Annotated in this window: 18 protein-coding genes; 9 read left to right on the top strand and 9 right to left on the bottom strand. The window is 52.9% G+C overall.

Annotated features, from left to right (window positions below; genetic code table 11):
* Together AC3Y7R_RS09215 and AC3Y7R_RS09220 are read right to left on the bottom strand one after the other, a co-directional pair.
* Positions 1–702, bottom strand: a complete 702-nt coding sequence (locus AC3Y7R_RS09215; RefSeq protein WP_490041740.1) for a winged helix-turn-helix domain-containing protein — start codon at positions 700–702, stop codon at positions 1–3.
* The gene (locus AC3Y7R_RS09220) at positions 674–970 is read right to left on the bottom strand and encodes a hypothetical protein (protein ID WP_490041741.1); all 297 of its coding nucleotides are present in this window, start codon (positions 968–970) and stop codon (positions 674–676) included. Before AC3Y7R_RS09220 ends, AC3Y7R_RS09215 begins: the two co-directional genes overlap by 29 nt.
* A 162-nt stretch (positions 971–1,132) precedes the next feature.
* Between AC3Y7R_RS09220 and AC3Y7R_RS09225 the strand changes: the two genes are divergently transcribed.
* Complete coding sequence (locus AC3Y7R_RS09225; RefSeq protein WP_490041742.1) at positions 1,133–1,546, top strand: hypothetical protein; 414 nt, start codon at positions 1,133–1,135, stop codon at positions 1,544–1,546.
* 65 nt (positions 1,547–1,611) lie between these two features.
* Here AC3Y7R_RS09225 and AC3Y7R_RS09230 read toward each other — a convergent pair whose 3' ends face one another.
* Genes AC3Y7R_RS09230 through AC3Y7R_RS09240 form a run of 3 tightly spaced genes read right to left on the bottom strand, consistent with a single transcriptional unit; the run spans position 1,612 to position 3,414 of the window.
* On the bottom strand, positions 1,612–1,944 hold the full coding sequence (locus AC3Y7R_RS09230) for a putative quinol monooxygenase (protein WP_490041743.1): 333 nt from the start codon (positions 1,942–1,944) through the stop codon (positions 1,612–1,614).
* Complete coding sequence (locus tag AC3Y7R_RS09235; protein WP_490041744.1) at positions 1,934–2,812, bottom strand: SDR family oxidoreductase; 879 nt, start codon at positions 2,810–2,812, stop codon at positions 1,934–1,936. The genes AC3Y7R_RS09230 and AC3Y7R_RS09235 overlap by 11 nt, the downstream gene beginning before the upstream one ends.
* 2 nt (positions 2,813–2,814) lie before the next feature.
* Positions 2,815–3,414: a TetR/AcrR family transcriptional regulator gene (locus AC3Y7R_RS09240; protein WP_490041745.1), complete on the bottom strand. Its 600-nt coding sequence runs from the start codon at positions 3,412–3,414 to the stop codon at positions 2,815–2,817.
* A gap of 133 nt (positions 3,415–3,547) precedes the next feature.
* Here AC3Y7R_RS09240 and rnhB point away from each other — a divergent pair, with 133 nt between their 5' ends.
* From rnhB to AC3Y7R_RS09255, 3 genes are all read left to right on the top strand, one after another.
* Positions 3,548–4,162 carry a ribonuclease HII gene (gene rnhB / locus AC3Y7R_RS09245; RefSeq protein WP_490041746.1) on the top strand — a complete coding sequence of 205 codons (615 nt, stop codon included), beginning with the start codon at positions 3,548–3,550 and terminating at the stop codon, positions 4,160–4,162.
* Positions 4,163–4,270: 108 nt separating this feature from the next.
* Entirely contained in the window at positions 4,271–5,371 is a 1,101-nt protein-coding gene (locus AC3Y7R_RS09250; RefSeq protein WP_490041747.1) for a site-specific DNA-methyltransferase, read from the top strand.
* A 193-nt stretch (positions 5,372–5,564) separates the two neighbouring features.
* Entirely contained in the window at positions 5,565–6,611 is a 1,047-nt protein-coding gene (locus AC3Y7R_RS09255; RefSeq protein ID WP_490041748.1) for a hypothetical protein, read from the top strand.
* A 7-nt stretch (positions 6,612–6,618) separates the two neighbouring features.
* Here AC3Y7R_RS09255 and AC3Y7R_RS09260 read toward each other — a convergent pair whose 3' ends face one another.
* The 3 genes from AC3Y7R_RS09260 to mutY all read right to left on the bottom strand — a co-directional run bounded on the left by AC3Y7R_RS09260 (position 6,619) and on the right by mutY (position 9,213).
* A complete protein-coding gene (locus AC3Y7R_RS09260) occupies positions 6,619–6,870 on the bottom strand; it encodes a hypothetical protein (protein ID WP_490041749.1) in 252 nt (83 codons plus the stop codon).
* Between the two features lie 77 nt (positions 6,871–6,947).
* Entirely contained in the window at positions 6,948–8,087 is a 1,140-nt protein-coding gene (locus AC3Y7R_RS09265) for an alkane 1-monooxygenase (protein ID WP_490041750.1), read from the bottom strand.
* A gap of 58 nt (positions 8,088–8,145) precedes the next feature.
* Positions 8,146–9,213 (bottom strand): A/G-specific adenine glycosylase, encoded by a 1,068-nt coding sequence (mutY, locus tag AC3Y7R_RS09270; protein ID WP_490041751.1) that lies wholly within the window; start codon positions 9,211–9,213, stop codon positions 8,146–8,148.
* A gap of 168 nt (positions 9,214–9,381) precedes the next feature.
* Between mutY and AC3Y7R_RS09275 the strand changes: the two genes are divergently transcribed.
* From AC3Y7R_RS09275 to AC3Y7R_RS09295, 5 genes are all read left to right on the top strand, one after another.
* Positions 9,382–9,867: a DUF721 domain-containing protein gene (locus AC3Y7R_RS09275; protein WP_490041752.1), complete on the top strand. Its 486-nt coding sequence runs from the start codon at positions 9,382–9,384 to the stop codon at positions 9,865–9,867.
* Positions 9,868–10,521, top strand: a complete 654-nt coding sequence (locus tag AC3Y7R_RS09280) for a DsbA family protein (RefSeq protein WP_490041753.1) — start codon at positions 9,868–9,870, stop codon at positions 10,519–10,521.
* Between the two features lie 236 nt (positions 10,522–10,757).
* On the top strand, positions 10,758–11,363 hold the full coding sequence (gene leuD / locus AC3Y7R_RS09285; RefSeq protein WP_490041754.1) for a 3-isopropylmalate dehydratase small subunit: 606 nt from the start codon (positions 10,758–10,760) through the stop codon (positions 11,361–11,363).
* A gap of 319 nt (positions 11,364–11,682) precedes the next feature.
* Complete coding sequence (locus AC3Y7R_RS09290) at positions 11,683–12,612, top strand: hypothetical protein (RefSeq protein ID WP_490041755.1); 930 nt, start codon at positions 11,683–11,685, stop codon at positions 12,610–12,612.
* A 50-nt stretch (positions 12,613–12,662) separates the two neighbouring features.
* On the top strand, positions 12,663–13,580 hold the full coding sequence (locus tag AC3Y7R_RS09295) for an endonuclease/exonuclease/phosphatase family protein (protein WP_490041756.1): 918 nt from the start codon (positions 12,663–12,665) through the stop codon (positions 13,578–13,580).
* On the opposite strand, the gene AC3Y7R_RS09300 is transcribed toward AC3Y7R_RS09295, so the two are convergent.
* Positions 13,482–14,426 carry a Rossmann-fold NAD(P)-binding domain-containing protein gene (locus AC3Y7R_RS09300; protein ID WP_490041757.1) on the bottom strand — a complete coding sequence of 315 codons (945 nt, stop codon included), beginning with the start codon at positions 14,424–14,426 and terminating at the stop codon, positions 13,482–13,484. The genes AC3Y7R_RS09295 and AC3Y7R_RS09300 overlap by 99 nt on opposite strands.
* Positions 14,427–14,442 lie beyond the last annotated feature (16 nt).

The following is a 14,442-nucleotide window of genomic DNA, read 5'->3' on the forward strand; positions in this document are numbered from 1 at the left end:
TCAAACCATCCTGATCGCGTGAGGTTCTACCGCCAGCATGTATCCTTTGCGGGCGATATTTTTGATTAACAACTCGCTCATCATTTGATTGCCAAGGTGGTCGCGCAGCCGTTTGATCCGGGTCGCCCCCGAGGCCTCATCACAATCAACCTCGGGTTTACCAGAGATCATCGCCTCAATTTCCAGTCCCGACAGGATGTCATCGTCCAGCCGGGCTTCGGCCAATATCGAGAGGGTTTCTAGCGCGGCCTCGGTTAGTTTGAATTCCATATCGTTTATTTGCACGGTCCGCTCGTCACGACTGACGATGAGGGAATTCACCTGAATACCGCTTTTCTCAATCTCGGCCATTCGGCGCGCCAGCGTCACCAGAAATACGATCGACACCAAGGCGGCGATCAGCAGCGCAGTCGCGAAAACCAGCAGCACAAAAATAATAAACCTATAGGAGGATAGCGTGTCCGAGAAGGCAGTGCCCGATTGGGCAAGAATTTCCAGCAGGCGAATTTCACCGCCTTGGGTCAGGGCGTCATTCTCAATGAAAATGCGCTCGACCCGCATGTTGAAAGCATTGGCATCGGGCAGGTTGATGAACAGGACTAAGGCGGCCACCACAAGGATGCCCACGATAACTGCCATGCCGAGGACGATGACTTGTGCCGGTGACGGGGGTTTAGAAGCGGAGGAAGTAAGATCCGGCATTGGCCTGTCTCCTGTCTAACCCGGCATCATCAAAGACCGACACTATGTTGAGCAGTGTCCAGCCTGATGCAGCTAGGCGTGGGGCCACAGCTTGCGCGGCTGTCCGCGCTGAAGTGCACTTGTTGTCGGGCAAAGAAATCACGCCGTAATGCAATTTCAATGGATTGTCTTTCTTGGCCTTGTAGTCGGCAAAGCATGCGGCCTGAGCAGGCAGCGCGAGCAAGCTTAGCCCAAGACAAAGAGCGAAGGTGTAAATGATGTGTTTCATAAGGCAGAGAATGAGCGTCGCAACGATGTTATTCAATATCAACCTTCATTCTTGGCTCTGTTATTTAATAACGGGACACTGTCATTGAGCGACATTGCGGCTTGGCACCATGATCAACCCATCAACAGATGCCCGAGTGGGCTCCATAATGAAGGAAACACCATGACACGCCAATTTATTGCAGCCCTCTTAAGTCTCTCACTTGGGTTTAGCGCCATGACCACAGCCCCCGCCCGCGCAGATGAAGATGTCATCAAAGTTATTGCCGGGCTTGCGATGTTGGGAATTTTAGCAAATTCAATTAAACACAATAAACGCGAGGGCGTGACGCGAACACCGACGCGCCCTAGGGCGGTTCACCCAGTGCGCCCCCGCCATTCCAAAGTGGCCCCGCGCCGGTGTCTGCGTGAGCAGTGGACCCATCGGGGCACGCGTAATGTTTATGGGGCGCATTGCTTGCAAAGAAACACCCGCCACGCGTTGCCGCGTAGCTGTAAACGCCGGGTCGAGACGCGCCGTGGTGTCCGCAAGTTTTACACCCCACATTGCCTGCGCAAGCATGGTTGGAAAGCCTAAAGCACCCGAATAATCGAGCAGGAGGGGCGAGCCGCAAGGCCCGCCCTTTTTTCTGTTAAGACTAACTATAGCTCGAATTGCCTCATTGTCAGTGTGGACCCTGCTGACATTTTTGTAATTTTAACAGGCTCTGCCAGCCATGTTTGATAAAACTCAAACACTTCTTTGACGTAGGTCTGATCATGGTGCTCGCGCAAAGCCTGAGCATTCTGCCAAACCTCAAAGAGAAAGAGGCGCGGGTCATCATCTTGACCCTTGAGGAGGCCAAAGACATGACAGCCCTCCTCGTTTAAGGTCACGGGCGTGATCTTATCTATGGCCTCTCGGCAATCTCCCAAGTGCTCCGGTTTCGGAGTGATCTCCGCAAAGATGAAAAGACAGTCGTCATTAATCTGCATTGAAAGTCACCATTGGCTTAAGAGCTGAGATTACGCCTTCTTGGGTGCTGCGGATTTGCTCATTCATAAGTGACACGCCCATGTCATCGCCAACAGTTACCCGGAGCGGTGGGGTGCCCATGGCAATGAGAGATGCAATCTTTCGGGCGATATTCACTGGGTCGTTCACGTCATTTCCCTCGGCAAAGACGCCTTGGAACATGTCCACGAGGGAGGCCGGGCCGTTTGCGACCTTGCCATATGATGCGACGCATTCTTGATCAGACGGCATTGGTGGGTTTTTGACTAAATCGGTCGCATGGCCTCCCGGTTCAAGAATGGTTGTGTTGATATCGAAGTTTTCCAACTCGTAGTGCATCGACTCGGCGTAGGCTTCCAAGGCCCATTTGCTAGCACAGTACAGGCCAAAGAACGGCAGGGCCAAGCGTCCGGCGTTTGAGCTGACATGCAACAAATACCCTTCGCGCCGTTTGCGCATCTGGGGCAGAACTGCCCGGCAAACTCGTGCAACGCCAAGTAGATTGAGGTCAAAACAAGCTAGAATATCATCTGGCGAGTAGGCCTCGGTGATGCCAACGGGCATGGTGCCTGCGTTGTTGATTAACACATCAATGGGGCCTTTTTTCTCGATCAAGGTGACCGCAGATTGGACCGATGTCTCGTCGGTGACATCCATCTCAATCGGTTCCAGTGAATGTTGTCCAGATCGGGCGAAGGTGCGAAGCGCATTGGCACTAGCAGCGTTTCGGTCCTCAATGTCGCGCATTCCAGCAAAGACTGTGTGGCCGCCTTCGGCCAGTAATTTTGCCGTCAGGTATCCAATCCCTCGGCTTGCACCGGTGACCAGTATCGTTTTTGAAGTGGGCATGTTTAGGTCTTTCGTTTGAAGATTGTTTTTTGAAACAGTCTTAGTGGCGTGTCGTTTCGGTCCGCTTTCATTCTTGTGAGCGCACCGCTCCAAGCATTTAGCAACCAGTCTGCGGCCTCATTGTTCGACAGGGATTCTAGGCCAATATCCGAGAGATTCATTTGAGCAAGACAGTTGGATATTACCGTAGCCAACTCTGTCCATTGCGCGCCGAGAAGTGTTTGGAAGGCGTGGTTGGTGTCGCCCAACTCGGTTGATAGATTGCACATTAAACATCCATCCGCGAAATCGCGTTTGGCATAGTCATCGCAGGCATTCTGAAAGAAGGCATAAAGCCTCTCTAGGGGCGGGATTGATGTGTCAGTTAAGATCTCTTGAGCAGCGGTCATTTGCTGAGCGTGGTAATATTCCGCTACCGCAAGCCCAAAGGCCTCTTTGCTCTCGAAGTAATGGTAGAAAGAGCCACGAGGAGCGTTGCTTTCTTTTAGGACGTCGTTGATCCCTACTCCGTTAAAACTGTCGGAACGGATCAGTCGCAAACCGGCCTCCAGCAGTTTGGAGCGAGCGTCATCATACTTACCTTGGTTTCTTATTCGTGCCATGCATAATTAATAGACCGATCTATTATTAATTAGCAAGGCCGAACTCATCACAAAAAAATTTACCGGTAATCTCTTGTTGCGTTGATCGTGCCGCGTGGTTGCATTGGGCCGATATATTCGGTTGAGTGTACGAATGACAAATCCAGATTTTTCCTACGAACAAGCATTGCTCGATCAGGGTGTGTTAATCATTGCAGGCACCGACGAGGTGGGGCGGGGGCCGTTGGCCGGGCCGGTCGTTGCAGCAGCGGTTATACTGGATCCGGGCAACATTCCCGAAGGCCTGAATGATTCCAAAAAACTGAGTGCAAAGAAGCGAGAGGTTTTGTTCGATCAGATCATCGCCTGCGCACGTTACTGTGTGGCGGAGGCGAGTGTCGAAGAAATCGACGAGATCAACATCTATCATGCCTCGCATCTGGCGATGTGCCGCGCGGTTGCGGGCTTGGGGGAGGTGTCTCATGTGCTGGTCGATGGAAACAAAATTCCGCACGATATACCCTGCCCAGCGACGGCGATCGTCAAGGGGGACGGGAAGTCACAGTCAATCGCCGCCGCATCTATATTGGCGAAAGTGACGCGCGATAGACACATGGGTGCACTTGCGCAACAGCACCCCGGCTATGGCTGGGACAAAAATGCCGGATACCCCACCAAGGGTCACATTTCTGCCCTAATTGAACTTGGCGTGACCCCACATCATAGACGTAGCTTCAAACCTGTCCACAATATCTTGTGTCACCCATAAATTTCAACACATTGAAATATAAAGGTTTTGACAGCGAATCAGCTTTGACTCATCTTTAGGTCAACACAGCGAACAAGCACGACAACGTGCACCAGCTTGAGGCGAACAATGGGTAAAATGACAAAGGTGATGCATGACGCATTGCCACTGAACACGATTTTAGATGGCGATTGCATTGATGCGATGAACAGTCTTCCTGAAGGCTCTGTTGATCTGATATTTGCGGACCCTCCTTATAACCTGCAATTGCGCGGTGACTTGCATCGCCCAGACAATTCCAAAGTGGATGCGGTTGATGATGCGTGGGACCAGTTCTCGTCGTTCAAGAAGTATGATGAATTCACCCAAGCATGGCTGAAAGCTGCAAGGCGCTTGCTGAAGCCTAATGGTGCGATCTGGGTGATCGGATCTTACCACAACGTTTTTCGTGTTGGCTATGAGATGCAGAACCAAGGGTTCTGGATGCTGAATGATGTGATCTGGCGCAAGTCTAACCCGATGCCTAACTTTCGCGGCAAACGGTTAACCAATGCGCATGAGACATTGATTTGGGCGTCTAAATCCGAGGGTAGCAAATACACCTTTAACTATGAGGCGCTGAAGGCGTTGAATGAAGGTATCCAGATGCGCTCTGATTGGGTGCTACCGATTTGCACGGGTCATGAGCGTCTGAAAAATGAGCAAGGTGACAAAGCCCATCCGACGCAAAAGCCTGAAAGCCTGCTGCACCGGGTGTTAGTTGCAACGACAAATCCCGGCGATGTTGTGTTGGACCCATTTTTTGGCACCGGAACCACGGGTGCTGTCGCCAAGAAGCTGGGTCGTGATTTCATCGGGATTGAGCGTGAAGCTGCATATCGTGAAGTGGCAGAAAAGCGCCTGAAGAACGTGCGTAAATTTGACCGATCTTCGTTGGAAGTAACGCGATCCAAACGCGCCGAGCCACGGGTGCCTTTCGGCCAATTGGTCGAGCGCGGCATGTTGAGCCCGGGCGAAGAGTTATGGAGCCTAAATGGTCGCCATAAAGCCAAAATTCGCGCTGATGGCACACTGATTGGCGATGATATCAAAGGGTCGATCCACCAAGTAGGCGCTGCGCTGGAAGGCGCACCAAGCTGCAACGGCTGGACCTATTGGACATTCAAGCGTGATGGCAAAAAAGTCCCGATTGACCTGTTACGTCAACAAATCCGCTCGGAAATGAACTGAGCTACACCCAGAATTTTACAGTTACCGCCTGTGCTTGCGGCCTATCCGCGGCACACAACTGCCCCGCCCTAACCCAAGGTGCGGGGCATTTTTTTCACGCATTTCACAGTTTCTGTCTATAGTCACGCCAGTTTGATAGAGTTAACGTGACGCATATTCGTTAGTTAACAAGCATTATAAGAGCATTTACCCGATGTCTGATCTCGAGAGAACCGAAGCCGAACTGAGCCAATTAACTCGCCATTTGGCAGATTTCTTGTCCCTGTCACCTTGTGATCGCAGTGCGCCGGGATTTGCAAAGGTCTGGAGGCCGATATCGCGTTACCGTGTGCAATTACGCACCGCATTGCGCGAAGATGGCTCCATTCTATCTGACCCAAGATACCGTGTTGGGCGTACTGAAATTGAACAACGAAACAACTATAACGCCGCTCACAGGCGGCTGCGGTTGTGGCCCGAAATTGAGGACATGATTAATAAGCAAGTGTCACCGATTGGCAAAAACCTAATGCCGCAGCTTTCGGAATACATGGAGGGGGCACACAACCGTTATGTAAACCACTTGTATTCGGCGCTGCACACACTGGCCCTACCCTCGGCTGAAGCCATGAAGAATTTATTATCGGACGCACATGCTGACATTGCGCTGCCAGCCACTCATTTTGAGGCCCTAATGCATGCGGCCTATCGGATTTGCCTTGCCCAGTCGCGCAGCGCACCACCTCGGTTTTTAGACGTAGGGTGTGGTGGTGGAACCAAAGTTTATGCAGCTTTGCCGTTTTTCCGTGACTCAATGGGCCTTGAAAACAACCCTATTCAAGCCCAGGTGGCGGCGGCAGTCATGGCCAAGCTGAATGCACCATTGGAATGCATCATTGAGAGTGACGCACGTAACTTTGACGACTTCGGTAAATTCGATGTGATCTACTTTTATCGCCCCATTAAAAACCCTAATGGGCTGCGTCAGATGGAGGATCGCATCATGTCACAAGTGCGCCCCGGAACACTGCTGATTGCGCCCTACCTTGGCTTTTCTGCGGAGCAAGGCGACATGCGATGTTCTAAAATCGCCCCGTCAATTTATGTGGCCGGGATGTCCCCATATCAGGTGGAAACACTGAGACGCCGCGCGGAAATGATTGGGACCGAGGCCCCTGCCCATGACAGCGCAAGTGATGCAGCGTTAGGATACTGGCGTTCTGTTGTTGAGGCATCCCGGCGCAATGGCTTTGCCTTGTAAGGTTCTATTATAGGCAGAGATAAAGATGCTCGGACGTGTAATCAGCAATAGTGCGCGTTGACGCGAATTCCGCGCGGCGCGAGCGCTTGGCGCAGATACGATCCGCTTCGATTTGTGTCGCCGCACGGGCCTCATCAAGTTTCACAAATTCCGATATTTGGATTTTAACGCTATCGCCGTTGAAGCTGGAGACAACCGGGTTTGCTGGAACACAGCCCGCCAAAGCGCCCAGCATGGTGGCGTATAAAATTTTCTTCACAACATTTCCTTTTCAAGACTGAGTTATGCAACAGCTAGCCTTGCTATGGTAAATGATGTCTTAATTTAACGGATTTCCTACCGAGGCATCGGGTTTGTAGCAGCCTTATAAGGGGCCCAATCCGTGATCTCTGGATAATACATCGCCCGCCATTTACGCACGCGTGGGTTCATGATCCGGCGATAAACCGGGGGCACCATCGCCGCCATAGTCATCATCGGATACCCATAGGGCAGTTGCGGCGCTTCCTCCTCGGTATAGTTTTGCAGCAAGGGAAAACGACGGTCTGGTTTATAGTGGTGATCAGAGTGGCGTTGCAGGTTAATCAGCAGCCAGTTCGACGCCTTATGCGCGGCATTCCACGAATGGCGTGGCTGAACGTGCTCATATTTCCCCTCACCCAAGTGCTTACGGGTCAGGCCGTAGTGCTCAATGTAATTAACAAGCTCTAGCTGCCAAATCGCGACATAAGCTTGGAAGATGAACAGTCCAAGGCCTGCCCAGCCGCCGATTAGGAAAGCCAGCAACAACATACCCAGTTGCAAAACCGCATAGCGCGCGAATGGGTTGGACGGGTCTAAGGCCGGCAGGTTTTTACGCGCCAACATAGCTTTTTCGGCCTTCCACGCAGAAACAAAACACTCGCGTAAAACCCTAGGAAAGAAACGGTGAAACCCCTCGTTGTATCGGGCGGTAACAGGGTCTTTTGGGGTCGCGACATAGCGATGGTGAACCAACAGATGCTCGGACCGGAAATGAGAATAGAGCACAAGGGCAAGGAGCAAATCCCCCAGCCAGCGCTCGGTGCGGTTTTTCTGGTGCATAAGCTCGTGGGAATAGTTGATGCCGATAGTTCCAGAAATGACCCCGATGCCAAAGAACAACGCGATACGCTCGCCACTGGACAAATGACCTGCATGGGTAGCGTAAGCGATCATCCCGAACACCAGCAAAAATTGCAGCGGGAACCACGCCATGGTGATAGCGCGATACCAAAACAGCTCGTCGTCAGTGGTTTCCAGATCAGCGTCATCCAAGTTCAACCCGATGATTGCATCAAGAACCGAGAACATTCCCCAACCATAAAGCGGCAGTAATGCCAGCCACCAGCCGCCTTGTGTCGCGCCAATGAGCGCAAGGGGGATGAGAGCGAGCGATAACCAAAATGGCAGGGCCGTGCTGAGTTTTGAGACTTGGTTGCTAGGGATAATGGTCATGGCACATCTTTCTGAACCTGAATATCTGCCCCAAGTCTACGCGCTTCGGCGGAGGTACTCAATTGCCCACGAAGCGGTCTTTCGCCGCGTCATAAACCTTGCGCATAACGGTCGGCAGGTCGGAGGGGCGAAAGTCAGAATGCGGGACGAATGTTGCTGTGTTGAGACCAAAGGCGGCTTGATCTTGGGGAAGTTGTGCCGTCATGACCTCAAGGATCAGGTGAAAGTGGGTGAAGGTATGGCGAACCTGCATGTCGGCTGGCAGCCACTCGGCTTGAACCGGTGGCATTGGCGTAGGCACATCCGACCATTCCGAGCCGGGCCAGCCAAGCATCCCCCCAAGCAAGCCCTTGTCGGGACGGGTCTCCAACAGCCACCCGCCTTGCGCATTTCGCACAACATAGGCAATGCCGCGGCGCGTTGGTTTCGCCTTTTTGGGCAGCTTTCGCGGTAGTTGAGGCGCAACACCGCTTTGGCGGGCTTTGCATGGTGCGTGCCATGGGCAAATGCCGCAAGTGGGGCTTTTGGGCGTGCAGACCGTGGCCCCCAGATCCATGACTGCTTGCGCATAATCACCGGGGCGCTCAGCCGATGTTAGGGTCTTTGCCAACTCCATTAGCTCTGGCTTTGCCGTCGGCAGCGGGGTTTCAACCAGATGCAAGCGGGCCATGACGCGCTCCACGTTTCCATCGAGCACAGTCTCGGGTAAATCAAAAGCAATCGCCGCAATCGCGGCGGAGGTATAGGGGCCAATGCCCGGCAAGGCTTGCAACTCCTCACGCGTATTGGGGAAGATGGCGTCATAATCATGGGCGATCACTCGCGCACATTTCAGCAGGTTGCGGGCACGAGCGTAGTAGCCAAGCCCCGCCCATGCGGCCATGACATCTGCATCTTTGGCAGCGGCAAGATCAGTGACCGTGGGCCAAAGAGTAGTAAACTTAACAAAGTAGCTTTTGACTGCGGCAACCGTGGTTTGCTGTAACATTACCTCGCTCAACCAAACGCGGTAAGGGTCAGGTAAAGCCCCGTTCAAGCGCCGTGCGGGCGGGATTCTCCAAGGCATTTCCCGCGCATGACGGTCATACCAAGCCAAAAGCACGGCGGAAGAGGCATCTTCACGCAAAGTTTTATCCCCTCAAGTCGCTTTTCTCTGACATCGCTGCTACGAGGCGCTAGATTACACGGGCAACCCAAGGGAATACCAGTGACTCGCAAGCAAACCCCCTATGCCGCATCCATGGCAAAGGCCCGCCCGCCCCAGCGTCGGCGCGGATCGAAGGGGTTTTCCGCAATGTCTGGGTACGTCGAGGGCCAGATTCGCCATGCCGGAGAGCAGCGCGGCTTTGCGGTTATGCGTTTGCTGACCCATTGGAACGAGATTGTTGGTGAAGACACAGCCCGCATGGCCCACCCGATTGATGTTGGCTATAACCGCGAAGGGTTCGGGGCCACACTGACAGTACTGTGCACGGGGTCTAGCGCCCCATTGGTGCAACAGATGCTCCCGCAAATCCGCGACAAGGTGAACGCCTGCTATGGCTACTCCGCAATTAGCCGCGTGCGAGTGACGCAAACAGCGCCCGTAGGGTTCAGCGAAGGGCAAATGGCCTTTCAAGCAGCCCCTAAGCCAAAGGCCGCCCCGCCAGCACATGTAATTTCGGCCAGCGCAGATCTGGCCCGAGACGTAGAAAGCGATGGCCTGCGCCTTGCTTTGGAGAGGTTAGGCCAAAATGTATTGGCCGGAAAAGACGAAACCCTGAGAAGGAACTCTAATTAAATGAACCGCAATATCCTTATCGCCGTGGTCGGCGTTCTTGCCATCGGTCTTGGCGTATTTGTGCTAACGGGTAATTCGCCCGCGCCGGTCACACCAGTGAATGCCCAGACGACAGAACTGTCAGAAGTAGACACATCAAGCATTGTTGATATGGCAATGGGCGACGAGAATGCTCCGATCACCTTAATTGAATATGCTTCGTTCACATGCCCACATTGCGCAACATTCCATGAGAATGTGTTGAAAGACCTGAAAAAAGATTACATCGACACCGGCAAAGTGAAGTTCATTTTCCGCGAGGTCTACTTTGACCGTTATGGTTTGTGGGCTGGCATGGTGGCCCGCTGCGGCGGCGGCATGCGCTACTTCGGCATCATTGATCTGGTGTTTGAACATCAACGCGAATGGTCGCAAGGCGAGCCAACAGCCATCGCAGCCAATCTCAAGAAATTTGGCAAGCAGGCCGGGTTGGATGATGAAACGCTGGACGCCTGCATGACCGATGGTGAAAAGGCGACTGCTTTGAACGCCTTCTACCAGAAGAACGCGCAGGCTGACGGAATTCGCGCCACTCCATCCTTGGTGATCAATGGCACGACCCATTCGAACATGAGCTACGACGACTTGAAGAAACTGCTCGACGCGGAGCTGTAAATCTAGAAGTTAGAAGGGGGCTGGCAAGTTTTCGATTGCCAGCCCCAAGTTTTTAACACGCGTAAGGCCGAGCAAAGCACCGAAATGTAACGTGCGGGTCAATCCTATCTGACACTCCGGTAGCATTGCACACTGGGAAAACAACTTCTCAATGCCAGTTCAATATAGGCTAACCACCTTGCATATAAGGGACAGCTTTGGCACAAGAGCGCGACCCGCTTGGCAAGGAGACCACCATGGACAAGTTCGAAACACTCACCGGCATTGCCGCACCGATGCCTTTGATCAACATTGATACCGACATGATCATCCCCAAGCAGTTTCTTAAAACCATCAAGCGCTCGGGCCTTGGGGTAAACCTGTTTGACGAGATGCGCTACGACGACGACCGCAACGAAATCGCAGACTTTGTGCTGAACAAGCCGCAATACCGCAAGACCGAGATTTTGGTGGCTGGCGATAACTTCGGGTGCGGCTCCTCGCGTGAACACGCCCCTTGGGCGATCAAGGACTTCGGCATCCGCTGTGTCATCGCACCTAGCTATGCCGACATCTTCTATAACAACTGCTTTAAGAACGGCATCTTGCCCATCGTGTTACCGCCAGAGCAGGTCGACATATTGATGCAAGACGCCGAGAGGGGCGCGAACGCCCGCATGTCCATTGATCTGGAAGCACAGACCGTAACGACATCAGATGGCGAAGTGTTCAACTTCGAGGTAGACAGCTTCAAGAAGCATTGCCTGATGAACGGCCTTGATGACATCGGATTAACGATGGAAAAAATCAGCAGCGTTCAGGCATTTGAAACCAAGGCGGCAACCGCGCGCCCTTGGGTATAGCCAAAACTCAACCTGACTGACGGCCAGCCTTAATTACTTAGGGCTGGTCGTTTTCGTTGAGCGATCACTCCCTCAGAGACCAAATAACTGCCTGATTTTGCGCAACAAGGTTAATATCCGACCACAGTCTGGTGAGCCTGTTTGACACGGCACTGCCATGTTTCATCCCAGATATAGCGGATCACAAAGAGGCTTCACCTAAATGGGCTAATGCCCCTTTTTGAGTGACACAAGAATACCACGGAATCTCCCAATAAAATCCCTTAGTCTTATCAGATGGTTGAAGGACTTACTGAATGTAGGCAGAAATGAGGCAAGAATGAGGCACCTTTCGGCAGAAGCCAAAGGATCATCCTACTGGGACAGGGTTCGGCAAAGTATCGGATCCGCTCGGTTTGAGGGGTTTATTGAAGTGGTATCACGCTTAACAGGCGCGGTCGCCCGAGCAATGTTTGCCGTGCTGTTGATCTGCACGCCTTCACTATTGCTTCCTGGGATGACCCAAGACACGACGCAAATGGTCGTGCTTGTTGCGCTATTTGCGGGGCTGGTCACGCTTGTTGAATACGGCTCGACTTATCCCTGCCTCATAGAGTTTCGCAACGCGCCACCGTTCAACCGCGTACGGTTTCTGTCGCTTTTTGTGACCGTGTTCCTGCTCTCGATCATCTTTCGGGGTATGAATGACCCAACCACGCTGACCCGCTTTGTGCAGGCTGTCGGCCATCTTGTTGGCTACGTTATTGATTTCCCATACAGTCCCGTGCGCCTGATTTTGCTGATGGTTCCTGACCAAGGCAATGTAGAGCATATGAACCTGATGCGCGCCGCCGTGGGCCTTAGCTATCTGGTCTCGCTGCTGACATTGGCAGTGTTCTTGATCATCCTCAGGGTCATGGGCTGGCCAAACAAAACGCAGACCTTCAACTTCTGGACCAATTTGCCCACGTTCGACCCAACAATGGGTGGTGATGTGGTGGCCAGGTTAAGTCGCGATGCGCGCTTTAACATTGCGTTAGGGTTTTTCCTGCCATTCTTGACGCCAGCCGTGGCGCGTTCCGCCTCTGGGTTGTTCGATGCGTCGATGATGGAGTCGCCGCAAACTTTGGTTTGGATGATCTCCATATGGGCCTTCCTTCCTGCCAGCCTGTTCATGCGCGGTATCGCTATGAACCGGATCGCCGACATGATCGACGAAAAGCGGATGCGTGGCGCTCGCGCTGTGGCAGCTGGGTTATTGCCTGCCTAATCCTTTTGGCTAGCGCGGCGACCCCCGCGTGCGCTGAAACTTACCGAATTTTGACCTATAACTCCGGCCTATCTCGTGACGGGCCGGGGCTTCTTGTTCGTGACATCATGGCGGGCAAGGCCGATGATGATTTGCAGCGTATTGCAGACCAGACACCAGACATCGCTTCTTTACAAAATGTTGACTACGATCATGATCACATTGCCCTGAAGTTAATCCAAAAGCGGTTGAAGAAACTGGGCCATGACATGCCTTACGCGTTTGCGGCGCGTCCCAATACTGGCATCGACAGCGGTTTTGATTTGGATAAAAATGGCAAGCTGGGCGAGCCCCGCGACATGCTTGGCTATGGGCGATTTACTGGGCAAGGTGGCATGGTGGTGTTGTCCCGGCACCCTATTTTAGTGGACCAAAATCAAGACTTTTCACAACTTTTATGGGCAGACATGGATCTACCTCAGCTGCCCGAAGACGGCTATTACTCATCTAAAGTTTTGGACGTTTTACCCCTGCATTCAGTTGGCGCATGGGATGTTGCAGTGCAGCTTCCTGACGGGCTTTTGCACGTTTTGACATCGCACGCATCAACACCTGTTTTTGATGGTCCGGAAGACCGAAATGGCCTGCGAAACGCGGCTGAACTGAGGTTTTGGAAAGAGTACCTTGAGCGATCTGACCGAGACGAATCTCGCTACGTATTACTGGGAACATTTAATATTGATCCCAAGGCAGGCCAAGGGATCAAGCGGCCCCTCCTCGATCTTGTAAATCACACAGCGTTGCAAGATCCGCAGCCAATCCACGCAAACGGGGCATTCACCGCGGAGTGGTCATCAGGCTTGGCGTTGCGCCTAGATTATGTTTTGCCATCACATCGGTTTGGCATTCGGGCAACAGCTGTAGAACGGGCGCTTACGAAGGATGGAAGATCGCGCCATCACCCGGTTTGGGTTGATATCACTTGGTAATGACGCAGTAATTGCCTCAAGCAAAGGCGTCGACTCAAACTCTGGTAGCAACTCTGCAAAACGGGCCGATTGAATGCTGTGAGGCGTATCCCAAAGGTAGCGCATTTCCAGTAATGGCTTGGCCATGGCCCAAAATGGTTTTGCAACCTGCAAGGGCCACCAAGCCATTTTCCGCAAGGTCAGAGACCGCTCTGTGACCTCTTCCAAAGCATGATGTAGCTCGCGCGCCGTTAAGGTATATCCCGGAAAATTCACCTCAAGAAATGGGGGCAGCTCTTGCGCTTTTTCGGCCAATCCAACAGCCACATCCGCAAGGTCATGCAAGAACGCCCATGTGTGGGGTGCGTCCAGATCGCCGGGGTATTCAACAATGCCTTTGGACAGCTTTGCAGTGATAACTTTATCATACCAATTGCCGCTTGCAGTTGTGTCGATGAAATCGCCCGCACGCAGAATAATGGTGCGCACCCCTGCGTCGCGATAGGCTTGTTCCATATCTTCGCGGACCTGTCCCAGCGAGCATGTTGGGTGGTGCGGCGTTGTCTCATACAACTCGGTAGGCATGCCCGCGCCATAGCCATAAATGTTGCCAGGAATGATTACGGTCGCGCCGGTGTCTTTGGCCGTGTCGATTATCTGGCGTGTAAGCTCTGGAATAACCTTGGCCCAGTCCGAGGAGGCAGGGTTCCAAGCATTAACAATAACATCTGCGCCCCACGCTGCATCGGGAAGGGTATCAGTCGCACGATCAAAACAGGTGACATCCCAATTTGCCCAAGAAAACGCAGAGGCCGCGTTGCTGCCGAACCCACCATGCGAGCCGAGAATGAGGACAGTTTTTGTCATTGAGATAGGTGCTCCT

The sequence above is a fragment of the Litoreibacter sp. genome (assembly GCF_058136045.1).